The sequence below is a fragment of the Streptomyces sp. MMG1121 genome (assembly GCF_001280015.1).
GTDB lineage: Bacteria > Actinomycetota > Actinomycetes > Streptomycetales > Streptomycetaceae > Streptomyces.
Window position 1 is genome coordinate 19867 of sequence record NZ_LGDV01000025.1, and the last position, 25338, is coordinate 45204.

General features: G+C 70.4%; 23 protein-coding genes and 1 pseudogene. 10 read left to right on the forward strand and 14 right to left on the reverse strand.

Features of this window, described 5'->3' with window-relative positions; all coding sequences use genetic code 11:
- Window positions 1–14: 14 nt before the first annotated feature.
- Entirely contained in the window at window positions 15–1364 is a 1350-nt protein-coding gene (locus ADK64_RS04100) for a CynX/NimT family MFS transporter (RefSeq protein ID WP_078992480.1), read from the reverse strand.
- 70 nt (window positions 1365–1434) lie between these two features.
- Between ADK64_RS04100 and ADK64_RS04105 the strand changes: the two genes are divergently transcribed.
- Window positions 1435–2127, forward strand: coding sequence for a FadR/GntR family transcriptional regulator (locus tag ADK64_RS04105; protein ID WP_053654867.1), 693 nt, complete (start codon window positions 1435–1437; stop codon window positions 2125–2127).
- Here the strand turns inward: ADK64_RS04105 and ADK64_RS04110 are convergent.
- From ADK64_RS04110 to fabG, 3 genes are all read right to left on the reverse strand, one after another.
- The gene (locus ADK64_RS04110) at window positions 2105–2455 is read right to left on the reverse strand and encodes a hypothetical protein (protein WP_053654870.1); all 351 of its coding nucleotides are present in this window, start codon (window positions 2453–2455) and stop codon (window positions 2105–2107) included. The two genes, ADK64_RS04105 and ADK64_RS04110, sit on opposite strands and share 23 nt — an antisense overlap.
- Window positions 2456–2621: 166 nt before the next feature.
- Entirely contained in the window at window positions 2622–3389 is a 768-nt protein-coding gene (gene fabI, locus ADK64_RS04115) for an enoyl-ACP reductase FabI (protein WP_053654873.1), read from the reverse strand.
- Window positions 3390–3394: 5 nt separating this feature from the next.
- Window positions 3395–4099 (reverse strand): 3-oxoacyl-[acyl-carrier-protein] reductase, encoded by a 705-nt coding sequence (gene fabG / locus ADK64_RS04120; RefSeq protein WP_053654875.1) that lies wholly within the window; start codon window positions 4097–4099, stop codon window positions 3395–3397.
- 249 nt (window positions 4100–4348) lie between these two features.
- Here fabG and ADK64_RS04125 point away from each other — a divergent pair, with 249 nt between their 5' ends.
- On the forward strand, window positions 4349–5875 hold the full coding sequence (locus ADK64_RS04125; protein WP_053654877.1) for a TldD/PmbA family protein: 1527 nt from the start codon (window positions 4349–4351) through the stop codon (window positions 5873–5875).
- A gap of 60 nt (window positions 5876–5935) precedes the next feature.
- On the opposite strand, the gene ADK64_RS04130 is transcribed toward ADK64_RS04125, so the two are convergent.
- From ADK64_RS04130 to ADK64_RS04155, 5 genes are all read right to left on the reverse strand, one after another.
- The gene (locus ADK64_RS04130) at window positions 5936–7063 is read right to left on the reverse strand and encodes a tyrosine-type recombinase/integrase (protein WP_053654879.1); all 1128 of its coding nucleotides are present in this window, start codon (window positions 7061–7063) and stop codon (window positions 5936–5938) included.
- A gap of 167 nt (window positions 7064–7230) precedes the next feature.
- Window positions 7231–7392, reverse strand: coding sequence for a helix-turn-helix domain-containing protein (locus ADK64_RS04135; RefSeq protein WP_078992489.1), 162 nt, complete (start codon window positions 7390–7392; stop codon window positions 7231–7233).
- 20 nt (window positions 7393–7412) lie between these two features.
- Complete coding sequence (locus tag ADK64_RS04140; protein ID WP_234384458.1) at window positions 7413–8825, reverse strand: replication initiator; 1413 nt, start codon at window positions 8823–8825, stop codon at window positions 7413–7415.
- Between the two features lie 1089 nt (window positions 8826–9914).
- Window positions 9915–10187: a hypothetical protein gene (locus ADK64_RS04145; protein ID WP_159046161.1), complete on the reverse strand. Its 273-nt coding sequence runs from the start codon at window positions 10185–10187 to the stop codon at window positions 9915–9917.
- 323 nt (window positions 10188–10510) lie between these two features.
- A complete protein-coding gene (locus ADK64_RS04155) occupies window positions 10511–11692 on the reverse strand; it encodes a helix-turn-helix domain-containing protein (protein ID WP_053654890.1) in 1182 nt (393 codons plus the stop codon).
- Window positions 11693–12031: 339 nt separating this feature from the next.
- Between ADK64_RS04155 and ADK64_RS04160 the strand changes: the two are divergent.
- The 3 genes and pseudogenes from ADK64_RS04160 to tyrS all read left to right on the forward strand — a co-directional run.
- Window positions 12032–12298, forward strand: a pseudogene (locus ADK64_RS04160) (metallopeptidase TldD-related protein); the annotation flags it as partial.
- A complete protein-coding gene (locus ADK64_RS04165; protein WP_053654893.1) occupies window positions 12295–13689 on the forward strand; it encodes a TldD/PmbA family protein in 1395 nt (464 codons plus the stop codon). The pseudogene ADK64_RS04160 and the gene ADK64_RS04165, both read left to right, overlap by 4 nt.
- A gap of 80 nt (window positions 13690–13769) precedes the next feature.
- Window positions 13770–15038, forward strand: coding sequence for a tyrosine--tRNA ligase (gene tyrS, locus ADK64_RS04170; RefSeq protein WP_053654895.1), 1269 nt, complete (start codon window positions 13770–13772; stop codon window positions 15036–15038).
- Between the two features lie 94 nt (window positions 15039–15132).
- Here the strand turns inward: tyrS and ADK64_RS04175 are convergent, their stop codons facing one another.
- Entirely contained in the window at window positions 15133–15414 is a 282-nt protein-coding gene (locus tag ADK64_RS04175; protein ID WP_053654897.1) for a GlsB/YeaQ/YmgE family stress response membrane protein, read from the reverse strand.
- Between the two features lie 244 nt (window positions 15415–15658).
- Here ADK64_RS04175 and ADK64_RS04180 point away from each other — a divergent pair, with 244 nt between their 5' ends.
- Together ADK64_RS04180 and ADK64_RS04185 are read left to right on the forward strand one after the other, a co-directional pair.
- Complete coding sequence (locus tag ADK64_RS04180) at window positions 15659–16051, forward strand: DUF3099 domain-containing protein (RefSeq protein ID WP_053654899.1); 393 nt, start codon at window positions 15659–15661, stop codon at window positions 16049–16051.
- A gap of 217 nt (window positions 16052–16268) precedes the next feature.
- Entirely contained in the window at window positions 16269–16493 is a 225-nt protein-coding gene (locus ADK64_RS04185) for a hypothetical protein (protein WP_053654901.1), read from the forward strand.
- Between the two features lie 66 nt (window positions 16494–16559).
- Here the strand turns inward: ADK64_RS04185 and moaA are convergent, their stop codons facing one another.
- The 3 genes from moaA to ADK64_RS04200 all read right to left on the reverse strand — a co-directional run bounded on the left by moaA (window position 16560) and on the right by ADK64_RS04200 (window position 19699).
- On the reverse strand, window positions 16560–17549 hold the full coding sequence (moaA, locus tag ADK64_RS04190; RefSeq protein WP_053654903.1) for a GTP 3',8-cyclase MoaA: 990 nt from the start codon (window positions 17547–17549) through the stop codon (window positions 16560–16562).
- Between the two features lie 171 nt (window positions 17550–17720).
- Complete coding sequence (locus tag ADK64_RS04195; protein WP_053654905.1) at window positions 17721–19346, reverse strand: cation acetate symporter; 1626 nt, start codon at window positions 19344–19346, stop codon at window positions 17721–17723.
- On the reverse strand, window positions 19343–19699 hold the full coding sequence (locus tag ADK64_RS04200; RefSeq protein ID WP_053654907.1) for a DUF485 domain-containing protein: 357 nt from the start codon (window positions 19697–19699) through the stop codon (window positions 19343–19345). Before ADK64_RS04200 ends, ADK64_RS04195 begins: the two co-directional genes overlap by 4 nt.
- Before the next feature lie 404 nt (window positions 19700–20103).
- Here ADK64_RS04200 and ADK64_RS04205 point away from each other — a divergent pair, with 404 nt between their 5' ends.
- From ADK64_RS04205 to ADK64_RS04215, 3 genes are all read left to right on the forward strand, one after another.
- Window positions 20104–21627: a S8 family peptidase gene (locus tag ADK64_RS04205; protein ID WP_053654909.1), complete on the forward strand. Its 1524-nt coding sequence runs from the start codon at window positions 20104–20106 to the stop codon at window positions 21625–21627.
- Between the two features lie 99 nt (window positions 21628–21726).
- Window positions 21727–23139 carry a CoA transferase gene (locus ADK64_RS04210; RefSeq protein WP_053654911.1) on the forward strand — a complete coding sequence of 471 codons (1413 nt, stop codon included), beginning with the start codon at window positions 21727–21729 and terminating at the stop codon, window positions 23137–23139.
- Window positions 23140–23237: 98 nt separating this feature from the next.
- Window positions 23238–24242, forward strand: a complete 1005-nt coding sequence (locus ADK64_RS04215; RefSeq protein WP_053654915.1) for a CopD family protein — start codon at window positions 23238–23240, stop codon at window positions 24240–24242.
- Here ADK64_RS04215 and ADK64_RS04220 read toward each other — a convergent pair.
- Complete coding sequence (locus ADK64_RS04220) at window positions 24239–25285, reverse strand: zinc-dependent alcohol dehydrogenase family protein (RefSeq protein WP_053654919.1); 1047 nt, start codon at window positions 25283–25285, stop codon at window positions 24239–24241. The genes ADK64_RS04215 and ADK64_RS04220 overlap by 4 nt on opposite strands.
- Between the last annotated feature and the right edge of the window lie 53 nt (window positions 25286–25338).

Below are 25338 nucleotides of genomic sequence, written 5' to 3' on the forward strand. Positions count from 1 at the left end.
CCGGGGTCGGCCGCTCAGCTCGCGGCCGCCTCGTCCTCCACCGTGCGGTTGCGGCCCGCCAGGAAGCCGACCAGGATCTGCGGCACCATCAGGCCCGCCATGAGGGCGATCGGCAGTCCCCAGCCGCCGCTCTGCTGGTAGAGCACGCCGACCAGCAGCGGGCCGGGGATGGAGATCAGATAGCCGGTGCTCTGCGCGAACGCGGACAGCTGGGCCACGCCCGCACCGCTCCTGGCACGCATGCCGACCATCGTGAGGGCCAGCGGGAAGGCGCAGTTGGAGATGCCGAGCAGCACGGCCCAGGCCCAGGCACCGGCGGCCGGCGCGAAGTACAGGCCGGCGTATCCGGCGAGGCCGCACACGCCGAGGACCAGCACGATCGGCCCCTGCTGGGGCAGCCGGGTGGCGACGCGCGGGATGACGAAGGCCAGCGGCACGCCCATCACCATGGTGACGGCGAGCAGCACGCCCGCGGTGCCGGCCGGGACACCGGCGTCCCGGAAGATCTGCGGCATCCAGCCCATGGTGATGTAGGCGGCGGTGGCCTGGAGGCCGAAGAAGACGGCGAGCGCCCACGCGGTACGGCTGCGGGTGATGCGCAGGGGCGCGGGCTGTTCCTCCGCCGCGCGCACCGGCTGCTGTGCGGGCGCGGTGCCGCGGTCGCGGACGAGCGGCAGCCAGGGCAGGACGGCGACGGCCGCGATGGTGGACCACACGGCGAGGCCGGGCTGCCAGCCGCCGCCCATGGCGTGGGTCAGCGGCACGGTGACCGCTGCGGCGAGGGATGTGCCGAAGGCGAGGGCCATCGAGTACAGGCCGGTCATGGAGCCGACACGGTCGGGGAACCAGCGCTTGACGATGACCGGCATGAGCACGTTGCTGACCGCTATGCCCATGAGGGCGAGCGCACTGGCGGCCAGGAAGCCGGCCGTGCCGCCGATGTACGGCCGTATCAGCAGGCCCGTGGCGATGGCGGCCATGCCGGCGCACACCACCGCGGCCGGGCCGAAGCGGCGGGCCAGGCGGGGCGCGGTGACACCGAAGACGGCGAAGCAGAGCGGGGGCACGGAGGTGAGCAGGCCGGCGACGCTGCCGCTCATGCCGAGCCCGTCGCGGACCTCCTCCAGGAGGGCGCCGAGGCTCGTGATGGCCGGGCGGAGGTTCAGCGCGGACAGCACGATGCCGACGACGACCAGGCGGGTCGCCCACGCGCGCGTGCGGCCTGTGCCGGGGGTCGTCTCGGGGGTGCTCGCCACGGCGGCGGCACCGCGTTCGGCCGATGACGTCGACGACGTCGCCGTAGGGGTGTGCGCCATACCGGTCTGCGCGGTCCGGGTTTCCTCACTAGCCATGAGACCCATCATAGAATGATGGGATGATTGACTGTCCATCCCCGGGTCGTCCGGGCCCGGGCCTTACGTGCGAAGGTGTGCCATGCCGCTGAGCCACCCGCGCCGTTCGGCGCTGTCCGAGCAGGTCATCGCCGAACTGCGCAACCAGATCACCTCCGGCGAGTGGCCGGTCGGCTCACGCATCCCGACGGAACCGGAACTGGTCGAGCAGCTCGGTGTCGCCCGCAACACGGTCCGCGAGGCCGTCCGCGCGCTTGCGCACAACGGTCTGCTGGACATCCGGCAGGGCTCCGGCACCTATGTGGTGGCGACGAGCGAGCTGGCCGGTGTGATGCACCGCCGGTTCGCCGACGCCGACCCCCGGCACATCGCCGAGCTGCGCGCCGCACTGGAGTCGGCCGCGGCGAAGCTGGCCGCCGAGCGGCGCACCGAGAAGGACCTCAAGCAGCTGGACGCGCTCATGGAGCGGCGCGAGGAGGCCTGGGACACGGGCGAGGCGGAGGCCTTCGTGGCGGCCGACGCCACCTTCCATCTGGCCGTCGTGGCCGCCTCCCACAACGACGTCATGACGGCGATGTACGCCGACCTGGGCGAGGTGCTGCGCGACTGGCTGCGCGCGGACGTCGGGGCGGAGCTGACCCCTCGGACGCACATGGATCACACGCGGCTGGTGGACGCGATCCGCACCGGCGACGCGGAGGCCGCGGCGGCCGAGGCCGCGAGCTATCCGTTCCTGTGTCGCCCGGAGCGGTTCAGCGCTCCTTCTGGTGGCTGATCCACACCAGGCGGACCTCCTTCCAGCACCGGCCCGTGAGCCGCACGGTCAGGGCGGGCGCGGTGTCCACCGGCGCGCTGTCGGTGCCGATGTCCCACCAGCGGGCGCACTGGACGTGCAGGCGTACGCGATCGGTGTCGACATAGGGGTTGTGGCAGTAGGCCACCACCTGGGAGCCGCGCACGGCGGTCCGGCAGGCGGCGCCGAAGAGGCTGGGCGCGGGCGGCTTCACGTCGTCCACGCGCGCGTACGACAGGGCGTCGTACGGCAGGCAGAGCACGAGGGCCACGGCCGCGGTCACCGGGGCCGGGGTTCTGGACAGGCGCACAAGGGGACCTCCTCGGCCGGGCTGGGGAGGGTCGCGGCGTGAGGTGAACGCGTAGTCCAGCGTGCGCCGTCGCAGCCGGTGCCCGCCCGGCAGGCGGGCCGGACGGGTGACGCCCCGCTTCCCGCGCGGGGCGGGAGACGGGGCGTCGTGTGCGGCGTGGGAGCGATCAGGCGCCGATCGCGTGCAGACCGCCGTCGACGTGGATGATCTCGCCGGTGGTCTTCGGGAACCAGTCGCTCAGCAGGGCGACGATGCCGCGGCCGGCCGGCTCCGGGTCCTTCAGGTCCCACTCCAGCGGGGAGCGCGAGTCCCACACCGCGGCCAGGTCGGCGAAGCCCGGGATGGACTTGGCGGCCATGGAGCCGATCGGGCCCGCGGAGATGAGGTTGCAGCGGATGTTCTGCTTGCCCAGGTCGCGCGCCATGTAGCGGTTGGTCGCCTCGAGGGCGGCCTTGGCCGGGCCCATCCAGTCGTACTGCGGCCAGGCGTACTGCGCGTCGAAGGTGAGGCCGACGACCGAGCCGCCGTTCTGCATCAGCGGCAGGCAGGCCATGGTCAGCGACTTCAGGGAGAACGCCGAGACGTGCATGGCGGTGGCCACGGACTCGAAGGGCGTGTTCAGGAAGTTGCCGCCGAGCGCGTCCTGCGGCGCGAAGCCGATGGAGTGCACGACGCCGTCGAGGCCGCCCAGCTCCTCGCCGACGACGTCGGCCAGGCGGCCGAGGTGCTCGTCGTTGGTGACGTCCAGCTCGATGACCTTGGTCGGCTTCGGCAGCTTCTTGGCGATGCGCTCGGTCAGCGTGGGCCGCGGGAACGCGGTCAGGATGATCTCCGCCCCCTGCTCCTGGGCCAGCTTGGCCGCGTGGAAGGCGATGGAGGACTCCATCAGCACACCGGTGATCAGGACGCGCTTGCCCTCGAGGATTCCGCTCATGGTGATCAGTGACCCATTCCCAGTCCGCCGTCAACGGGGATGACGGCTCCAGTGATGTACGAGGCGTCGTCCGAGGCGAGGAACCGCACCGTCGCGGCGATCTCCTCGGGCTGCGCGTACCGGCCGAGCGGCACCTGAGACACGATGTTCGCGCGCTGCTCGTCGGTGAGCACCTTGGTCATGTCGGTGTCGACGAAGCCGGGCGCGACGACGTTGAAGGTGATGTTGCGCGAGCCCAGCTCACGGGCGAGGGAGCGCGCGAAGCCGACCAGGGCGGCCTTGGAGGCGGCGTAGTTCGCCTGCCCCGCCGAGCCGAGCAGTCCGACCACGGACGAGATAAGGATGACGCGGCCCTTCTTGGCACGCAGCATGCCCCGGTTGGCGCGCTTGACGACACGGAAGGTGCCGGTGAGGTTGGTGTCGATGACCGAGGTGAAGTCCTCCTCGGACATGCGCATCAGGAGCTGGTCCTTGGTCACGCCGGCGTTGGCGATCAGGATCTCGACCGGGCCGTGCTGGTCCTCGATCTCCTTGTAGGCCTGCTCCACCTGCTCCGGGTCGGTGATGTCGCACTTGACGGCGAGGAAGTCGGCCGGCGGCTCACCCGAGCGGTACGTGACCGCGACCTTGTCGCCGGCGTCGGCGAACGCGCGGGCGATGGCGAGGCCGATGCCCCGGTTTCCTCCGGTGACGAGAACCGAGCGGCTCAACGGATCACCCTTTCGATAGCGGTCTGAAGCAGTTGGACTGCCCGCCCGAACACGTCGATGACAGGCGGCTTCATCGAAAACCTATCGGTAGCGCCGCGCGCTCGGGCAAGCGGGCACCGACAGTGGCGCGGGTGAGTCCCTGTCGGATCCCTACAGAAAGGAGCAGGACGGGACCGAAACCGTGTAGTCCGCGAGGCCGGGTCCGCGACATGATCGGACCCGACAGGCCACGACAGCAGGGAGACCTCCGTGCCCCATTCCATCGACGAAGCCTTCACAGCGCTTCCGCTACGGGCCCTTGCCGACGCCGCACTCGCACGCGCGCGTGCGCTGGGCGCCGCGCACGCGGACTTCCGGTTCGAGCGGGTGCGCAGCGCGTCCTGGCGGCTGCGGGACGCCAAGCCCGCCGGTTCCTCGGACACCACCGACCTCGGGTACGCGGTCCGGGTCGTGCACGGCGGCACGTGGGGCTTCGCCTCCGGGGTCGACCTGACCCTGGACGCGGCGGCCAAGGTCGCCTCGCAGGCGGTGGCGATGGCCAAGCTGTCCGCCCAGGTCATCAGGGCTGCCGGGGCCGACGAACAGGTCGAGCTGGCCGACGAGCCGGTGCACGCCGAGCGGACGTGGATCTCGTCGTACGAGATCGACCCGTTCTCGGTGCCCGACGAGGAGAAGGCCGCGCTGCTGGCGGAGTGGAGCACGCGGCTGCTGGCCGCGCAGGGTGTCGACCACGTGGACGCCTCGCTGCTCACCGTGCACGAGAACAAGTTCTACGCGGACACCGCCGGCACCGTGACCACCCAGCAGCGGGTGCGGCTGCATCCGCAGCTGACGGCGGTGTCGGTCGACGAGTCGAGCGGCGAGTTCGACTCGATGCGGACCATCGCGCCGCCCGTCGGACGCGGCTGGGAGTACCTGACGGGCACCGGCTGGGACTGGGACGGCGAGCTGGAGCAGATCCCGGAGCTGCTCGCCGAGAAGATGCGGGCGCCGAGCGTGGAGCCGGGCCTGTACGACCTGGTGGTCGATCCCTCCAATCTGTGGCTGACCATCCACGAGTCCATCGGCCACGCCACCGAGCTGGACCGTGCCCTCGGCTACGAGGCCGCCTACGCCGGCACCTCCTTCGCCACCTTCGACCAGCTGGGCAAGCTGAGGTACGGCTCCGAGCTGATGAACGTCACCGGCGACCGGACCGCCGAGCACGGCCTCGCGACCGTCGGGTACGACGACGAGGGTGTCGAGGCGCAGTCCTGGGACCTGGTGAAGGACGGCACGCTGGTCGGCTACCAGCTGGATCGCAGGATCGCGAAGCTGACCGGTTTCGACCGCTCCAACGGCTGCGCGTTCGCCGACTCCCCCGGGCACGTGCCGGTGCAGCGCATGGCCAACGTCTCGCTCCGGCCGGACCCGGCCGGGCTGTCCACCGAGGGCCTGATCGGCGGTGTCGACCGGGGCATCTACGTCGTCGGGGACCGGTCCTGGTCGATCGACATGCAGCGGTACAACTTCCAGTTTACGGGTCAGAGGGCATACATGATCCGGAACGGCCGCCTTGAGGGACAGGTCAAGGACTTTGCATATCAGGGAGTCACCCCTCAGTTCTGGGGCTCCATGGAAGCAGTCGGAGGACCCCAGACCTACGTACTAGGAGGGGCTTTCAACTGTGGAAAGGCCCAGCCTGGGCAGGTCGCCTCCGTGTCCCACGGGTGCCCGTCCGCAATGTTTCGGAGTGTGAACATCCTGAACACTGCGAACGAGTCCGGCCGCGCCTGAGAGGGCGACCGATCCGGCTCGAAGTCTGCACCGGGTCGACACGCAGTCACAGCCAACCACCTACGCCACGTCGTCCCAGTCCTCGATGTCGTCCTCCGTGGGCGTCGGGGAGGGCGGGACGATCAGGCCCTTGAACGGCTCCAGCCTCAGCCCCAGGCGGTTGTGCATGGTGCGGGCGCCACGGTCCATGGCGCGGCGGACGAGGTGGCCGTAGACCAGTTCCGTAGTCCGAGTGGTGCGGTGACCGACCCACGCCGCCACCTCGAAGAGCGGGATCTGAGCATGGATCGCCTCGGAGACGAAGAAGTGCCGGAAGCTCTTCGGGGTGTACTGCGGAGTCCCGGCCAGCTTGGCCGCCGCCTTGAACTGATCCAGGAACCAGTCATAGGACGGGTGGCGGTCATTCAGCCGAGGGGACTCGAAGAACCAGCCTCGGTCCCCCCAGGTCCCGAATGTATCAATGTGATCATTGAAGATCTCGTTGATTGATTCAGGCACCGGAGTCTTCCGAGTCTGCTCGAAGGCGCGATGTTTCGTGCCTCGTTTCACGCCTCGCCTGTAGCCGGAGATTTCCTGGCAGCCGTAGGCCGAGACCTGGTGATCCACAGCGAGGACGCTGCGCTCCCAGTCCATGGACTCATCAGAGAGGGCCAAGGCTTCCCCTGGGCGCACACCGCAGCCCGCCATGGCCCAGAAGCCGGCTCGGATCAGCTTTGGGGCTTCCGCGATGATCCCCAACACCTCTTCCATACTCGGGATGTCTTCGTCGGTCACGGGGGTGAGTTGCTGCCCCGAGCGCCGACGGGGGTTCGCTTTCTTGCACGGATTGCGGCCGATGATTTCGGCGGCTACCGCATAGTTGAAAACGGACGACAGGACGTTCTTACGTCCGTTGATTCCGGTTTCTTTGTAGCCGCGTTCCTTCTGGTCCGCCTCCCATTCCTGGATGGTCGTAGGGGTGATACTGCCGATGGGCTTGGTCCCGAAGAAGGGGCCGTAGTGGTTGCCGTAGACGCTCTGGTAATTCCTCTTCGAGGACTCTTCCAGGGTTCCCGCCTCAACCCACTCGTGCCACACCTGCTCGAACGTCCGCTGCCCCGCCTTGGGGTTGATGTAGGTCCCCAAGTCCTTGTCCCGCTCGACCTTGACTGCGAACGCTTCCGCGTCTTCGAGCTTCTTGAAGGACACCTGCCGAGGCTTGCCTGCCCTGCCCCCGGGCTCCCGGTACGTCACCCGGTAGGGCTTGTGAGGGCACGTGGGTTTCTTGCGCCGGGGGCAGGAGCAGTCTTCCTTCTTGATGGTCGCCACGCGTGTTAACCCTTCACATGTTGATTGGTTGGTGACTGATCGTCAGCCTACTCTTGCTGCATACGCTCCTCAACCCAGTTGTGTAGATCACGAGTTCGGAACCGGACATGCTTGCCGACCTTGAGGAACGGGATGCCCCAGCGCCGGTACGAGTCCATGAGGACGCGCTTCGTCACACCGAGTTCCGCCGCCGCCTCATCCGGCGTCATGAGCAGGTTGCTACCGCCCCTCACCACCGCTCACCCCACTTCTGCGCGTCCTCCCGCGCCTCCCTGCCCAGTTGGAGACTCTGCGCGTGGTCTTCGGCGATCCCGAGGGCGAGGCCAGCCTTGCCGGGGGTGTAGCCCGAGCCGACGTAGCGCCAGGCCGATTCCGTGACCGTGTTCGGGTCGTCCACGGGCTTGGCGCTGCCCCGGCGGTGGTCGGCCCGTTCCTCGCGCAGTGCGCCGTACGTGGTGGAGTAGCGGCGGGATTTGGTGAGGATGTGGCCCCGGTAGCCGAGGCTGTGAGCCCAGGTGCGCAGCCGGAGGTGTTCCAGTTCGGCCAGGCCGCCCAGGCGCCAGCAGGTACCCATGAGGGCCCGTACGTGGCCGTTGACAACCGCCGCGCGGATGTCATCCAGGCTGGTGACCCGGCAGTCCAGGCCGCCGGCCGTCTCGGCAGCCCCCTTGGTCACGTACTTGGCCACGTACCCGGCAACGGCCGCATCTGACGGAACGCCACCATCGGGGAAGGGGCGGATGGGGTGGGCGTCGAACTGCCCGCCCCAGCCGAGTCGTTCCGTGCCGTAGGCGTCGGAGTCCGCCACCGTGACGAAGGTCGACGCGGCGGCATGTTCGACCGCATCCAAGAGCACGTCCTCACTCGCCCAGGCCGGAGCCGACGAGCCGGGGCCGTCCGGGCCGTCCAGGCGCACGACGGCATGGAAGTGGACGGCCGCGCGCCGCTGGAACTCGGCGACCTTGGCGAAGGACACCACCAGGTGGTCACCGAGCTTGGAGCGGGGTATGCCACCGGCGGAGGCCAGATAGCGGCGCACGGCGGTGGTGAACCGGTCCCAGAGCCGCCCCGCGTGCGCGTGCCACAGCACATGGCCCACGTAGTCGTAGCAGTCCGGGCACAGCGGCAGACCCACCAGCGGGTCATCCTCGGTGTGCACCAGGCCGCAGCCGAGCCGCCGCCCGTGCTCGCAGCGCGGATCATCACGGCGAGGACGGCAGCGCTCCCCGTCCAGTACCCGATGCACCGGCCCGAACGAGGGGGCCGTGAGCGTGACGAACAGCCGGGGCCGATCCCGCACCACATCGGGCACGCCCTTACCACCGGACAGGCCCGCACGAACGAGCTGGAAAGTATCCCCCGCATGCAGGCGAGAGCACGGCTCGCACACCGAGGCACGCCGGTTACGGCAGCGCACGGCCAGCCGCTCACCAGGCTCCCCGGCGGTCGAGTAGGACGAGATCACCTCACCCGTAACGGCATCGCGGGTGACCGTGGAGCCGGACAGGTAAATCGGATGGGCGCAGCCACCGATGGCTTTGATCTGCTCCCGCCAGCGCGGATAGAGGGGATCACTGACGAGCCGTATAAGGTCACGGTCCGCCTCTGAGAGAGCTTGCAGACGTAGTTCGCGTGCCAGCACGCCGGAACGCTCGGCCGGAGCGGACGACGCGGCGGACAGGCGGGTTTTGCGCGTGGTGCTGTTGCCGGATTCGGCAGACATGACGCGGCCTCCAGAGCCTCAAGTCAGGAAGTAGATAGCGGGTGTTCATGGGTTTTCTCCTTTGCGCTTACAGGGCGCTTATCCTGCATACGCCCTGATCAGGCGCAGCCAACTTGCCTTGGAATTATATGAGTTGGCACCGACAACGGCCTGTGATTTTTCCGTGACACTCGCAAAATCAGAACGAGGGCCGATTGTCAACCGAGTTACCGCCGGAGGCAGGGCATCTGAGGGCACGCCCGGAGAGGGGAAGTCGCACGGCCCGGCAGCGGTGAACTGAGCCTGTCTGTCCGGCCGGTTGCGCAGCGTGCCACGCGCCCATCGGGAGAGGGGAGCGGTCAGCGGTTCGGGGCGTGGCGGAATCTGGCTTTACTTTTTCCAGGGCGCGCCTTCGGCGCGCCGCCGGATGCGGCTTGCCGCACCCCGGCCCGGCATGCGGCCTTCGGCCGGTCCGGTCCGGGGCGCCGCCGCCCCGGCGTATACCAGACGACCCTGGAGACGTACGCCAGATCCAGCACGACCCACCTTGCCCGCCCCGATCGCGAGGGCTGTGGCCCGAGGCTCACGGCCTCCAGCAGCTCAGCCACCGACCCGGACCACGACACCCACACCGGCCAGCCCGAGAGCCCGCCCCGCGCGGCATCGGGCGACTCGGCCCCGCTCCGGAGGGACGAGGCTGATGTTCACCCTCTCGGGCTGGGGCCGACGGCCTACGAGGATTTTAGGCAGCCACCATGGGGCGAGCCTCGAAGAACAGGGGGCCGATCGGGCTATTGCGGGCAGGTCCCAAAGACTGCCCGATCCGCTGGCGAGCGTAAGGCCCCCTGTTCACTCGCCCCATGGCAGCTCCAGCCCAAAATCCTCTCCGGCCGGCGGCGTGCCCAAGCGCACCACCACGGCACCACACGCCCAAACACGAAAGAGCCCCGCCCGTGCGCCGGGGGAGACGCATAGACGGGGCAACCGACGCGCCGAGTCCTGGTTCGCCGTCACTCAGCGCGCCGGGGTCTACTCCTCATGAGTCACGCAGGTGTGATCGGCCACGACACGGCCGTCCGGCGCCGTCTGAACGTGCGCAGGTGACGCCATCAGATGCGCCGCTACCTTCTGCACCACATCAGCGTTCCACGTCCCCATGGCCACCATCGGACGGCCGTCCGGCGCCACGCGCGGAGCCAACCAGCCAAGATCCCGCGCCGGAATCCCGATCGCCAGCAACGCCTGCCGCAACACCTCATGCGCGTCAGCAGCGGCCCTCTTGCTGCTCTTGTAGATCTCCATGGGAATCACTGCCCCGCCCCCTTCAGTGCGCAAGCCGTGTGCCAGTACGCCACGATCGGAGACGAGTTCCGGCGAGCCAGCATCCCCCGGCGGCAGCTCTCAAGGGACTTGATCGGCACACCGCATGCCGGGCACGTCTCACCGGCCGGGGCGTAGGTCGTGTACTCCCACTGACGCGCGTCGGCATCGGCCGTGGTCATGCGCTCACGGACAGCTGTCTCTGCTGCTCTACCTTGGGTCGCCATGCATATGACGCTATGTAACGGCAGGAACACACCTCAATGGCACTTTGATGGGGGGCCAGCCCGAAGCGCCACACCGGGTCACACGGGTACGCCGATCGCGTCGGCCAGGTCCCGCATCTCCTGAGTCAGGGTGCGCCGACGCGCGATCACTCGGCCGAAGATGTCCCGCGCGTAGCGTTGATTGGGCAGCCACTGTGGGGCGTCCGCGCGAATGCCCTGCAAGACCTCAACCGTTTTCGCGTAGTCACGCGAGCGGGCATGGGCCTCTGCCACGTCCAGGAGGTGACGGTTGCGGTTGTTGGAGGTGGGCCGCATGCCGCTGGTCGGGATGCGCTTCGAGAGCTTGAGCACCAAGTCCGGCTTGTCGACGATCATGGCATTCTCGGCCCGCTTCAGAGCCACCGTGACCGGCCCGAACGCCTGCAAGAAGTCGTCACGCGGAGCGAACTCCCGCCCCATCGCGACCGCCGCCGAGTTGGCGTAGCGCAACGCGTCTTCGGCCTCCCCAGACCGGTTGTCCCGGATCGCAGCAGCGGAGGCCCGCAGCAGCAGCCAGCCCCAGGCGCTCAGCTCCGCCGGGGTCGCCCGCGAAATGCGAGGCTCGACCTCATCCGCCCACCGCGTTGCCAGCTCCCGCGCCTCAGACAACCGACCGCGCCGCAGCAAGAGCCAGCACTGTGTGCTCACCGTCGCCGCCGCCTGAAGCCGATCCGACGACTCCTCCAGCGACCGGGACAGAGCGATGTCGGCCGCCTCGAACTGCCGAGTCTGTGTGAGCAGCCAGCCTGTGAGCTGTGAGAGCCGGACACGTACGGCCCGCCCCTCCGGGCCACTCTCGGCGATCAGATCAGCATCCCGCAGCAGGGGCGGAAGGATCACACTCAGCTCTGCGAAACGATCACCGGAGAAGAGCGGCAGGGCTGATTCCAGCGCATCCCGGACACCGCCCACGGTCGGCTCTTCCGTCGAACCGTTCGCCCGTACCGGCGCTACGAGCGCACGCCGGACAGCCTCCCAACGATCATCAGCGCCAGGCGGCGTCTCGGGATCGTCCTCATGATCAGCAATGAGGTTCGTCGTAGGCACCCGCAGGGCCTGCGCCAGTCGACGCGCAGTCTCCAGGCGCGTGTCAGACCGCTCCCCTTGCTCCAGCTTCCGGATCAAGGACAGGGACACGCTTGACTCGCTCGCTAGCTGACGCTGCGTCATGCCGCGTCGCTTGCGTACGTCCTGGAGCCGCTTGCCAATGTCGGCACTCATGATTCGAGCGTACGGCGCCCGCCGTCCGTCCGGGCAGCCTTCACCGCTCGTCACTCCCGCAGGCTGCCTTGTCATGCAACTGGAGAGTCTGAGGTCAGGGCGATATCTGCATCCCAGCCCGGACCAGCGATGGGTAGTCTCTGATCCGATCTGGAGCCAGTCTCCAGGACCCGCCCCAGGCAGCCCCAAGGCGGATCCCGGAGGTCGACACCAGGTCATCACCAGACCCCGTACAGTCCGGTTTCACCCCGTATGAACAGGGATTGAGGGCAGACCTTGAATAGCCGCCTGACCTGCACAAACGCCGTTCAGAGACGTATGCCCCCCGACCCTGCGGTGAACTTCCAGTTCACCGGGCAGCGCTTCTTCAGGATCGAGAACGGGCGGATCACCGGGCAGCTGAAGGACGTGGCGTACCAGGCGACCACGACCGACTTCTGGGGGTCGATGGCCGCCGTGGGCGGTCCGCAGACCTATGTCCTCGGCGGCGCCTTCAACTGCGGCAAGGCCCAGCCCGGACAGGTGGCCGCCGTGTCGCACGGCTGCCCCTCGGCCCTGTTCAAGGGAGTCAACATCCTCAACACCACGCAGGAGGCCGGTCGATGAGTGCCCGTAGCAACAAGCCGCACGAGATCGTCGAGCAGGCGCTCGCGCTGTCGCGGGCCGACGGGTGTGTCGTCATCGCCGACGAGCAGTCGACCGCCAACCTGCGCTGGGCGGGCAACGCGCTCACCACGAACGGGGTGACGCGCGGTCGTACACTCACCGTGATCGCGACCGTGGACGGGCAGCAGGGCACCGCCTCCGGTGTCGTGTCGCGCTCGGCGGTCACCGCCGAGGAGCTGGAGCCGCTGGTGCGGGCCGCCGAGGCTGCCGCACGCGGTGCCGGGCCCGCCGAGGACGCGCAGCCCCTGGTCGCCGGGGTGCCGCAGTCCCCCGACTTCACGGACGCGCCCGCCGAGACCTCCTCCGCGGTGTTCGCCGACTTCGCCCCGGCGCTCGGCGAGGCGTTCGCACGCGCGCGTGCGGGCGGCCGCGAACTGTACGGCTTCGCCAACCACGAGCTGGTGTCGACCTACATGGGTACGTCGACCGGGCTGCGCCTCAGGCACGACCAGCCCACCGGCACGCTGGAGCTGAACGCCAAGTCGCCCGACCGGCTGCGCTCGGCCTGGGCCGGCCGCTCCACGCGGGACTTCAAGGACGTCGACCCGGGCGCCCTGGACGCCGAGCTGGCCGTACGGCTCGGCTGGGCGCAGCGGCGCGTGGAACTGCCCGCGGGCCGCTACGAGACGCTGCTGCCGCCGACCGCGGTCGCGGACCTGCTGATCTACCAGCTGTGGTCGGCGTCGGGCCGGGACGCGGCCGAGGGCCGGACGGTGTTCTCCAAGCCGGGCGGGGGCACGCGGGTCGGTGACCGGTTGAGCGAGCTGCCGCTGACGCTGCGCAGCGACCCGAACGAGCCGGGCCTGGAGTGCGCGCCGTTCGCGGTCGCCCACTCCTCCGGCGGCGATCAGTCGGTGTTCGACAACGGGCTGCCGGCGCGGGCCACCGAGTGGATCGGCGAGGGTGTGCTGAAGCACCTCACCACCACCCGGCACAGCGCGGCGCTGACCGGGCTGCCGGTCGCCCCGGCGCTCGGGAACCTGATCCTGGACGGCGGGCAGGACCGCTCGCTCCAGGAGATGGTCGCGAGCACCGAACGCGGGCTGCTGCTGACCTGCCTGTGGTACATCCGCGAGGTCGATCCGGCGACGCTGCTGCTGACCGGCCTGACCCGGGACGGGGTCTACCTCGTGGAGAACGGCGAGGTGACCGGGCAGGTGAACAACTTCCGGTTCAACGAGTCGCCGGTGGACCTGCTCGGGCGGGCCGCGGAGGCCGGGCGCAGCGAGAAGACGCTGCCGCGCGAGTGGAGCGACTGGTTCACCCGGGCCGCGATGCCGGCGCTGCGGATCCCGGATTTCAATATGAGCTCTGTCAGTCAGGGCGTATAACCTCGTAGGCGTTCGTGGTCGGATCTCGCCGTCAGGGTGTCGTCCGATCGCCCGAAGATCATCGAGGAGACACGAGAACCGTGACGGACATCGTCGACGAGCTGAAGTGGCGCGGGCTGTTCGCCCTGTCCACCGACGAGGACGCTTTGCGCAAGGCGCTCGCGGACGGTCCCGTCACGTTCTATTGCGGTTTCGACCCGACCGCGCCGTCGCTGCACGTGGGGCACCTGGTGCAGGTGCTCACCGTGCGCCGCCTCCAGCAGGCCGGGCACCGGCCGCTGGCGCTGGTGGGCGGCGCGACGGGTCTGATCGGCGATCCGCGCCCGACGGCGGAGCGCACGCTGAACGACCCGGAGACGGTGGCCGGCTGGGTCGGCAGGCTGCGCGCGCAGATCGAGCCGTTCCTGTCCTTCGAGGGCGAGAACGCCGCGGTCATGGTCAACAACCTCGACTGGACCGCGGGCCTGTCCGCGATCGAGTTCCTGCGGGACATCGGTAAGCACTTCCGCGTCAACAAGATGCTGACGAAGGACTCCGTGGCCCGCCGTCTGGAGTCCGACCAGGGCATCAGCTACACCGAGTTCAGCTACCAGATCCTGCAGGGCATGGACTTCCTCCAGCTCTACCGGCGGCACGGCTGCACGCTCCAGCAGGGCGGCAGCGACCAGTGGGGCAACCTCACGGCGGGCCTGGACCTGATCCACAAGCTGGAGCCCGGCGCCGAGGTGCACGCCCTGGCCACCCCGCTGATGACCAAGGCGGACGGCACCAAGTTCGGCAAGACCGAGGGCGGCGCCGTCTGGCTCGACCCGGAGATGACGACGCCGTACGCGTTCTACCAGTTCTGGCTGAACGTGGACGACCGGGACATCTCGACGTACCTGCGGATCCTGTCCTTCAAGTCCCGTGCGGAGCTGGAGGAGCTGGAGCGGCAGACCGAGGAGCGGCCGCAGGCCCGGGCGGCGCAGCGGGCGCTCGCCGAGGAGCTGACGACGCTGGTGCACGGGGCCGGCCAGACGGCCGCGGTGATCGCCGCGAGCCGCGCGCTCTTCGGGCAGGGCGAGCTGACGGAGCTGGACGGTGCGACGCTGGCCGCGGCGCTGTCCGAGGTGCCGCACATCCAGGTCGCCGAGCTGGGCCAGGTGGTCGACCTGTTCGCGGAGGTCGGTCTCGTCGCCAGCAAGTCCGCCGCGCGGCGGACGGTGAAGGAGGGCGGGGCCTACGTGAACAACGTGAAGGTCCCCTCCGAGGACGCCGTCCCGGCGAAGGAGGATCTGCTGGACGGGCGGTGGCTGGTGCTGCGGCGCGGGAAGAAGAACCTTGCCGCGGTGGAGGTTGTCGCCGGTTAGCGCCGTTGGGCGTGGGGCTGTCTGCGGGCTGCGGCTTCGTCGTCGTCGCGCGGGCCCCCGCGCCCCTTCCGGGGCGCGCCTGCTCAGCAGGTTCTCAAATGCGCTGCGCCTTCTTCTTGCCCAGCGTCGCCATGTAGAGGGCGTCCACGGCGGCCACGATGATGATGGCCGCCACCAGTTGGAAGATGTGCCGGCTCCAGTCGATGCCCCGGGTGGACGCGACGCCCACGGCGCGGGCGATGGCGTTGCCCACGATGGCGCCGAGGATGCCGCAGATGGTGGTCAGCCACAGCGGGCTGTGCTGCTTGCCCGGGATGACGGCCTTGGCGATGACGCCGAGCACGAATCCCACGATGATCGCCCACAACCAGCCCATGGCTGCCTCCTCGTACGGCTCGACGTGAGCATTAGGGCCAGTGTGGTCGGGCAGGCCGTACGACGCATGTCGGGTGCCCCATGCGGGGCGGGTCCCACGCCGTTGTCGCAGGCAGTGGGTGCCCCGGTCTCGTCGGCGGAACGGCCGCGGCGTAACGTGGAACGTGTCCCTGCCCGGTTCCCGGCCGGGCGTGGACGACGGTGCGGGCCGGGGAGAGTCCGATGCGGGCGGATGGTGGATTGTGATGCGGAAACAGCACGGTGGCAGCGCCCAGGTGTTCCGGATCACCGGAGCCCGGACGGGCCTCGCCGAAGACGTACGGGGCCGGCAGCGGCGGTACGTCATCTCGATGACGCTGCGCACCCTCTCGGTGATCCTCGCGGTCGCCCTGTGGAACGTCGAGCGGTACGTCGCGATCGTCGCGCTGGTGCTCGGCGCGCTGCTCCCCTACGTCGCCGTGGTGATCGCGAACGCGGGCCGCGAGCGGCCGCAGTCCCTTCCGTCGACATTTGTCAGCATGCCGACGCCTCCGATGATCCTGCCGCCGCAGACCGGGGACGCCCGGGCGCAGTCCGCCGCGCAGGACGCCGCGGCTCATCCGACGGGGGCGGGCGGCGAGCGGCCCGACCCGGTGTGACCCCGGCGGCCGCCGCGGAAGCGGAATGCGGGCTACCCATGAAGCTCAAGAAAAGCTCAGATCAATCATGCAGTTCCAGTGCCGGGCGGCGGGGTACCCGTGACATACTGCGTACGCGCTCCGCATCCCCCGTCGGAGCGACGGACCGACGCCGGGCAGCTCCCCCCGTGGCTGCTCGGCGTCGCCTTGTCCGGGCCTCTTTCTGCGAGACGAACCTGTGACTGACGAGACCCCGATCTGCTCCGCCAAGGGCTGCCGTGCCGCTGCCGTGTGGGTGCTGGCGTGGAACAACCCGAAGATCCACACGCCGGAGCGGCGCAAGACGTGGCTCGCGTGCGAGGAACATCGCGAGCATCTTTCCCAGTTCCTCGGGGTGCGAGGTTTTCTGAAGGACGTCGTTCTGCTCAAGGAGTGGGAAGAGCGGGAGGACGGGGACGGCTGAGGCCGGGTCCGGTCCACGTGTCGTCGTGGGCCGGTCGCGCCGTCCCGCGGTCTTTTGGCCGTCTGCTCAACCGCCGATTGCCGACATCGGCCGGTCCGGCTGGACGAACGACGGGTCGTCCAGTCCCGCTCCCGCCTTCTTGCCCCACATCGCCAGTCGCCAGATGCGGGCGATCTCCTCGTCCGGGGCACCGGAGCGCAGGGCCGCGCGGAGGTCGGTCTCCTCGGTGGCGAACAAGCAGGTGCGTATCTGACCGTCGGCCGTGAGGCGGGTGCGGTCGCAGGCCGCGCAGAACGGGCGGGTCACCGAGGCGATGACACCGACCCGGTGCGGGCCGCCGTCGACCAGCCAGCGCTCCGCCGGGGCCGAGCCGCGCTCGTCGGCGCCCTCGGGCGTGAGGTCGAAGCGGGTGCGCAGGGAGGCGAGGATGTCTCCGGCGGTGACCATGCCCTCACGCTTCCAGCCGTGCTGGGCGTCCAGCGGCATCTGCTCGATGAACCGCTGCTCGTAGCCGTGCTCGATCGCCCAGGCCAGCAGGTCGGGGGCCTCGTCCTCGTTCAGCCCCGGCATCAGGACCGAGTTGATCTTGACGGGGGTGAGGCCGGCCGCGCGGGCGGCTTCCAGGCCCTCGATGACGTCCTTGTGGCGGTCGCGCCGGGTGAGGGTCTTGAAGACGTCCGGGCGCAGGGTGTCCAGGGAGGCGTTGACCCGGTCCAGGCCGGCCGCCTTCAGGGCACTCGCGGTGCGCTTGAGGCCGATTGCGTTGGTGGTCAACGACATCTGGGGGCGCGGGGTCAGCGCCGCCACGCGCTCGACGATGCCGACCAGGCCCGGGCGCAACAGGGGCTCGCCCCCGGTGAAGCGGACCTCCTCGATGCCGAGCATCCGCACCGCGATGTCGATGAGGCGGACGATCTCGTCGTCGGTGAGCAGGTCCGGCTTGGCCAGCCACTGCAGGCCCTCCTCGGGCATGCAGTAGGTGCAACGCAGATTGCACCGATCGGTCAGTGAGACCCTCAGGTCGGTGGCCACTCGGCCGTAGGTGTCGATGAGCACGTGGGCCCCCTCCCTCGTTCCCGGAGCATTCGTTTCCCGTTACCTGCGAGCCTACGTGACACCACTGACAACGACAGCGGCCTGATCCCACGAGCCCGGACGCGGCCGCGTCGTAGGACCGTACAGTCCCGGGCGACGCGGCCGTCGTACGAAGAGGTGTCAGCGAGGGTGTCAGTGCGCTCCGGTGCCGGTCAGGGACCGCACCTCCAGTTCGGCGTACTTGCCGGCGTCCGGGACCTCCTTCGACAGCAGGGTGCCCAGGGCGCCGAGCAGGAATCCGACGGGGATGGAGATGATGCCGGGGTTCTCCAGCGGGAACCAGTGGAAGTCGACGCCGGGGAACATCGAGGCCGGGCTGCCGGAGACCACCGGCGAGAACAGCACCAGGCCGACCGCGGTGACCAGGCCGCCGTAGATCGACCACAGGGCACCCGACGTGGTGAACCGCTTCCAGAACAGGCTGTAGAGGATCGTGGGAAGGTTTGCCGAGGCGGCGACCGCGAAGGCGAGGGCGACCAGGCCGGCCACGTTCAGGTCGCGGGCGAGGGCGCCGAGGACGATGGAGACCGCGCCGATGCCGACGGTCGCCCAGCGGGCCGCGCCGATCTCCTGCTTCTCGGTGGCCTGCCCCTTCTTGATGACGTTGGCGTAGATGTCGTGCGCGAAGGACGAGGACGAGGCCAGGGTCAGGCCCGCGACGACCGCGAGGATCGTGGCGAAGGCGACCGCGGAGATGGTGGCGAGCAGGACGGCGCCCCAGTTGGAGTCCACGCCGCCGAGGTGGAGGGCGAGGAGGGGGGCCGCGGTGTTGCCCGCCTTGTTGGAGGCGATGATCTCGTCCGGCTTGATGAGGGCGGCCGCGCCGAAGCCGAGGGCGAGGGTCATCAGGTAGAAGGCGCCGATCAGACCGATCGCCCAGATGACCGACTTACGGGCGGTCTTCGCGGTCGGGACGGTGTAGAAGCGGATCAGGATGTGCGGCAGGCCGGCGGTGCCGAGGACCAGGGCGATGCCGAGCGAGAGGAAGTCCAGCTTGGTGGTGCCGGTGGCGCCGTACTTCAGGCCGGGCTCCAGGAAGGCCGCGCCCTTGCCACTGTTGTCGGCGGCCCTGCCGAGCAGGTCCGAGACGTTGAAGTGGAACTTCAGCAGGACCAGGAAGGTCAGCAGCAGGGCACCGATGATCAGCAGCACCGCCTTGACCATCTGCACCCAGGTGGTGCCCTTCATGCCGCCGATCGTGACGTACACGATCATCAGGACGCCGACCAGGGCGACGATGCCGATCTTGCCGCCGTCGCTGGTGATGCCGAGGAGCAGCGAGACGAGGACGCCGGCGCCCGCCATCTGGGCCAGCAGGTAGAAGATCGAGACGACGATCGTGGAGACGCCGGCGGCCGTGCGGACCGGGCGCTGGCGCATCCGGTAGGCCAGCACGTCGCCCATGGTGTAGCGGCCGGAGTTGCGCAGCGGCTCGGCGACCAGGAGCAGGGCCACGAGCCAGGCGACGAGGAAGCCGATGGAGTACAGGAAGCCGTCGTAGCCGAAGAGGGCGATGGCGCCCGCGATACCGAGGAAGGACGCGGCGGACATGTAGTCGCCGGAGACGGCGAGTCCGTTCTGGAAACCGGTGAACTGGCGGCCGCCGGCGTAGAAGTCGGCGGCGTCCTTGGTCTGGCGGCCCGCCCAGACCGTGATGACGAGGGTCGCGGCGACGAACACCGCGAACAGGGTGATGATCAGGGTCCGGTGCTGACTGGCCTCGCCGGCGGCGAGCAGGGTGTGCTGTGCGGGGCTCATGCTCCGCCCTCCATCCGGGACTTGATGGCCTCCGCCTTGGGGTCGAGCTCGGCGGCGGCGTGCCGGGCGTACCACCAGGCGATGAGGAACGTGGTGAGGAACTGGGCGAGGCCCAGGACGAGGGCGACGTTGATGTTGCCGGCCACCTTGGTGCCCATGAAGCCGTCCGCGTAGTTGGAGAGCAGCACGTAGAGCAGGTACCAGGCGGAGAAGGCGATCGTCAGGGGGAAGGCGAAGGAGCGGTGGGCGCGGCGCAGTTCACCGAACTCCGCGCTCTGCTGCACCTCGGTGAACTCCTCGGTGGAGGGAAGTGGGGTCCCGGATCGGGCGGGTGGCGGTGTCTCGGTGGCCACGGAGTCTCCTCGCGTTTGCGTCTGCCATGAACGACGGGGGGGCTCGATGGTGCTCATGCCCCCTGCCCAAGGTCCACGGCGCCACGCAAGGACCGGTTCAAGTCCTATGAGTTGAACCGCAAGCGGTCTTGATGAGTCATTGCCAAGTCATTGCCGATCACTGAGCCGGGGAGATAGCTTCGCCCTGCGCTACCCGTGATGTACCTGCCCGAGCACCACCTGTGTCTCGGGCGGTTTCGTACCCGGATGATGTGGAGATCCCATGGCTCATCTGCGCTCCAGACGCGGGCTCGCGCTCGCCACGCCCGTCAACGCGCCGCGCACCGTCAAGTAGGCCTCTTCTTCCGGGACTTCCCGCACGGCATGCTCGTACCGACCGCGAACGAACTGGAGAGAACCGACCCATGACAGCGCCCAAGCCGCGCTTGCGCCGCGCCCTCGCGATCCCGGCCGGGACGGCCCTGGCCACAGCACTCGCGTTCCTGCCGAACGTCACCGCGTCCGCGACGGAGAACACCCCGGCGGCCGCCTCCGAGGGGACCGCGCTCAGCTATGTCGTCAACGTCCGCCCGGGACACGGCGTCTCGGCGCACGTGCAGGAGGCGATCGCCCGGGCCGGCGGTTCGGTGGTGATCGCGTACGACCGGATCGGCGTGATCGTCGCCCACTCGGCCGACCCGGACTTCGCCGCGGAGATCCGCGGGGTGCGCGGGGTGGACTCGGCCGGTGCCACGCGCACCGCGCCGCTGCCCGCCCAGTCCACCACCGACGTGGGTACCCCGAAGGCGCTCGGTGCGAAGGAGATCGCCGCGGCCGGTGCGCGGGCGACGGCGGGGCAGGACCCGCTGGAGCCGCTGCAGTGGGATCTGCCGGCCGTCAAGGCGGACAAGGCGCACGAGAAGACCCTGGGCAGCCCGGACGTCACGGTCGCGGTCATCGACACCGGCGTGGACGACACCCATCCGGACATCGCGCCCAACTTCGACCGCGCGGCCTCGGCCAACTGCGTGTCCGGCAGGCCCGACACGACGGACGGCGCCTGGCGGCCGAGTGCGTCGGAGAGCCCGCACGGCACGCACGTGGCCGGTGAGATCGCGGCTGCGAAGAACGGCGTCGGAGTCACCGGGGTGGCGCCGGGCGTCAAGGTGGCCGGCATCAAGGTCGCGAACCCGAACGGGTACTTCTACACCGAGGCCGTGGTGTGCGGCTTCATGTGGGCGGCCGAGCACCACGTCGACGTGACCAACAACAGCTATTACACCGACCCGTGGTACTTCAACTGCACCGGCGATCCGGACCAGAAGGCGCTCGTCGACGCCATCACCCGGGCCTCGCGGTACGCGGAGAAGAAGGGCACGGTCAACGTCGCGGCGGCGGGCAACGAGAGCTACGACCTCGCGTCCGACTCGATCACCGACCCGGCCTCCCCGAACGACGGCACCCCGTCGGACCGCGTGATCGACCCGCACAGGTGCTCCGACATACCGACCCAGCTGCCGGGTGTCGTGACGGTCGCGGCGACCGGCGCGAAGGGCCTGAAGTCGTCGTTCTCCAACTACGGCCTCGGCGTGATCGACATCGCCGCGCCCGGCGGCGACTCGACCGCCTACCAGAAGCCGCAGCCCCCGGCGACGAGCGGCCTCATCCTGGGCCCGCTGCCCGGCGGCAAGTGGGGCTACATGGCCGGGACGTCGATGGCGACCCCGCACGTCGCGGGCGTCGCCGCATTGATCAAGTCAACCCATCCACACGCCCCGGCGGCCCTCGTGAAGGCCCTGCTGTACGCGGAGGCCGACGCCACGCCGTGCACGGATCCGTACGACATCGACGGGGACGGCAAGGTCGACGCGGTGTGCGAGGGGGCGAAGAACTACAACGGCTTCTACGGCTGGGGCACGGCGGACGCGCTGGCCGCGGTGACCGAGTAGGGCTCCCTCGTTCGGATCACCCGTACGGATTGCCCGTTCGCATCTACCGCACAGGTTGATTGAATCAATATTGATCGATCAATCATGCATAGTGTAGTCATGACAGATACCGCGTCAGACATCTCGTCCGACATCTCGTCAGACATCGCGCTCGCATGGACCGCGCTGGGCGGCGATCCTGCCCTCCTCTCCCGGGTGACGACGGTCGAGCGCCCCGGCGCTCTTCCGTCGCGCCTTCCCGTACGGCAGCTGGCGCGCGCGTGTGTCGGCGCCTGCGCGCTGGCCGCCGCGGAGCTGGCGGCCCGCCGGGCCGGGCTCGCCGAGGTGCCCGCCGTCCGGATCGACGACGGCGCCGTCGCGGCCGCCTTCCACAGTGAGCGCCAGCTGCTGGTCGACGGGCGGGCGCCGGTCGCCTTCGCGCCGCTGTCGCGGTTCTGGCGGACGGCCGACGGCTGGGTGCGCACCCACGCCAACTACCCGCACCACCGGGCCCGGTTGCTCGGCGCGCTGGGCCTGCCCGGGGACGCCTCGGCACAGGACGCGGCCGCACGGCTCGCCGAACGGCCCGCCCTGGAGGTCGAGGAGGCGGTCTACGGCGCCGGCGGCCTGGCCGTGGCCCTGCGCACCCCGAAGGAGTGGGCGGCCACCGAGCAGGCCGCCGAGGTGGCCGCGCGCCCGCTGGTCGAGCGCGCCCACCTGGACGCCACGCACGCGCGCGTGTTCACCCCGCTCGGCCCCGGGACCGCTCCCCTGCTGCCCGCCGCCGGGCTGCGGGTCCTCGACCTGACCCGGGTCCTCGCCGGTCCCGTCGCCACCCGCACCCTCGCGCTGCTGGGCGCGGACGTGCTGCGCCTGGACGCCCCCTGGCTGCCCGAACTCCCCGACCAGCACGCCGACACGGGCTTCGGCAAGCGGTCCGCCACGCTCGACCTGGGCACCGGCCGCGATGCCTTCGAGGAACTGCTGGCGTCGGCGGACGTCGTCGTCACCGGGTACCGGCCGGGCACCCTGGACCGGTTCGGGCTCTCCCCGAAGGCCCTGATCGCGCGCCGGCCCGGGCTGGTCGTGGCGCAGGTCTCGGCGTGGGGCGCGTACGGGCCCTGGGGCGCGCGGCGCGGCTTCGACAGCCTGGTGCAGGTCGCGACCGGCATCGCGACGACCGAAGGCTCGGCCGAGGAGCCCGGCGCGCTGCCCGCGCAGGCGCTGGACCACGGCACCGGCTATCTGCTCGCGGCGGCCGTCCTGCGGTCGCTGACCGAGCAGTCGTACGACGGCGGCGGCCGGTCGGTGCGGCTGGCGCTGGCCCGGACCGCACGCTGGCTGACGGACGGGATCCGGCCGGCTCGGGCCACGGGTGCGCCGTACGGGGGCCCGGACGCCTGGCTGACCGAGACGGACGGCCCGCTCGGCCGGCTGCGGCACGCCAGGCCGCCGGTGGCCTTCGCGGGGGGCCCGGCCGGCTGGGCGGCGCCTCCGGTGCCCTGGGGGTCGGAGCCGGCGCGCTGGCGGTGAGCGCGGATGGCCGGAAACGTACGGATGCACGGAATGCCGTACCGCCAGTTGTTTTCAGGGACTTGCCCGGTTCTGCGGCGGTTGGCGAAGATCTCGGGATGAGCACGCTACGACCGGCCGCCGAGGCGACCGAGGAGGGCGGCACCGGCCGGACCGTCGCCGTTCTGGTCCTGACTGCGCTGGGTGCCCTGATCCCGCTGCTCGGACCGTTGGCGGCACTGCACGGTACCGGGGAGGCCGCCGCGCCGGGGGCGGGCGGCATCGGTCTGCTGCGCGCGGTGCTGTTCGCCGCGCTGAGCGTGCCGCTGGGAGAGCTGCTCGTGCACCGGATCGCCCGGCGCCTGCCCGGTGCCCCGCCCGAACGGCCGCGCGGCTGGGCGCCGTTCGCCGCCTGGGCCGGCTTCGGCGCCGCGCTGGCGCTCGCCTCGGTGGTGTCCGCGGGCAATCTGGTCCCGCACGGCCCGGGCCAGATCGACGTCGGCGGCCTGTACGGCTCTCGCGACGGAAAGCTGGCCCTGCTGGAGGTCAACGCCTTCCTCCTGACGGCCCTGTGCGCCCTCTCGCGGCGCCCGGCGGCGCAGGTGTGGCCGCTGGCCGCGGTGGTGGTCGCGGAGGCGCTGCGGGCGCACCCCGCGACCGAGCAGAGCCCGCTGACCGGCTCCGCGCTGACCCTGGTCCACCTGACGTGCGCAGCGCTGTGGGCCGGGGGTCTGCTCCACGCCCTGCGCCTGCTAGGGGTGTGGCGCGGCCACCCGGCGGGTGCCGCGCTGCTCGGCCGCTACGCGCGCGTGGCGCTCGTCCTGCTCGCGGCCATCACCGCGACGGGCGTGTGCAGTGCGCTGCGGCGGATGCCGGCGGCCACGGTCCTGGACCAGCTGACGACGACGGCGTACGGGCGCACCGTGCTGGCCAAGGTCGTCCTGGTCGCCGTCGTCGCCCTGCTCGCCCTGTGGGCACGGATCCGGCTGCGCCGCGCGCGGGACCCGCTGACCGCGTCCGCGCCCGCGCGGGCCGAGGTGGTCGCACTGGGCGCGGTCGTGGCGGTCTCGGGCCTGCTCACGGCGCTGCCGCTGCCGATCCGCTGGTCCTGGCCGGGTGGCTAGCCGTTGGTGACGAGCACCTTGAGGGCGGTGCGCTCGTCCATCGCCTTGTAGCCGCCGGGCACGCCCTCGATGCCGACGGTCAGGTCGAACACCGGCGAGGGGTCGATCGTGCCGTCCAGAACGTCGGGGAGCAGATCGGGGATGTAGGCGCGGACCGGGGCGACACCGCCGCGCAGGGCGATGTTCCGGTCGAACATGACGCTGAGGTCCAGGCCGGTGCCGCTGCCGTGCGGCACGCCGACGAAGCCGATCGCGCCGCCGTCGCGGGCGATGTTGACGGCCGTCCGCATGGACTGTTCGGTGCCGACGGCCTCCACGACGGCGTGCGCGCCCTGGCCGCGGGTCAGCTCGCGGACGGCCTCGACGGCCGCGTCCCCGCGCTCGGCGACGATGTCGGTGGCGCCGAAGCGGCGCGCGATGTCGGTACGGACCTCGTGGCGGCCGAGCGCGATGATCCGCTCGGCGCCGAGCCGCTTGGCGGCCAGGACGGCACACAGGCCGACCGCGCCGTCACCGACGACCGCGACCGTGGCGCCGGGGCGGGCACCCGCGCCGAGCGCGGCGTGGTGTCCGGTGCCGAGGACGTCGGAGAGGGTCAGCAGGGCGGACAGCAGATGGTCGTCGGAGGCCGCGTCCTTGGGGAGCTGGACGAGGGTGCCGTCGGCGAACGGCACGCGCACCGCCTCGCCCTGGCCGCCGTCGTAGCCGACCGAGCCCCAGAAACCGCCGTGCTCGCACGAGGTCGTCAGGCCCTCGCGGCAGTAGTCGCACACGCCGTCGGACCACATGAAGGGCGCGACCACCAGGTCGCCGCGCCGGACGGTGCCCACCTCGGAGCCGGTCTCCTCGACGACGCCGAGGAACTCGTGCCCGATGCGCTGCCCCGGCTGACGGGCCGCCTCGCCGCGGTAGGCCCACAGGTCGCTGCCGCAGATGCAGGCGCGCAGGACCCGTACGACGGCGTCGGTGGGCAGCTGCACCACGGGCTCGGGGACGTTCTCCACGCGCATGTCGTAGGGAGCGTGGATGGTGGTGGCGCGCATGGCGAGGGTCCTTCTCGTGCGGAGGTCGTGCGATGCGCCCGGGGGGTGTTCGA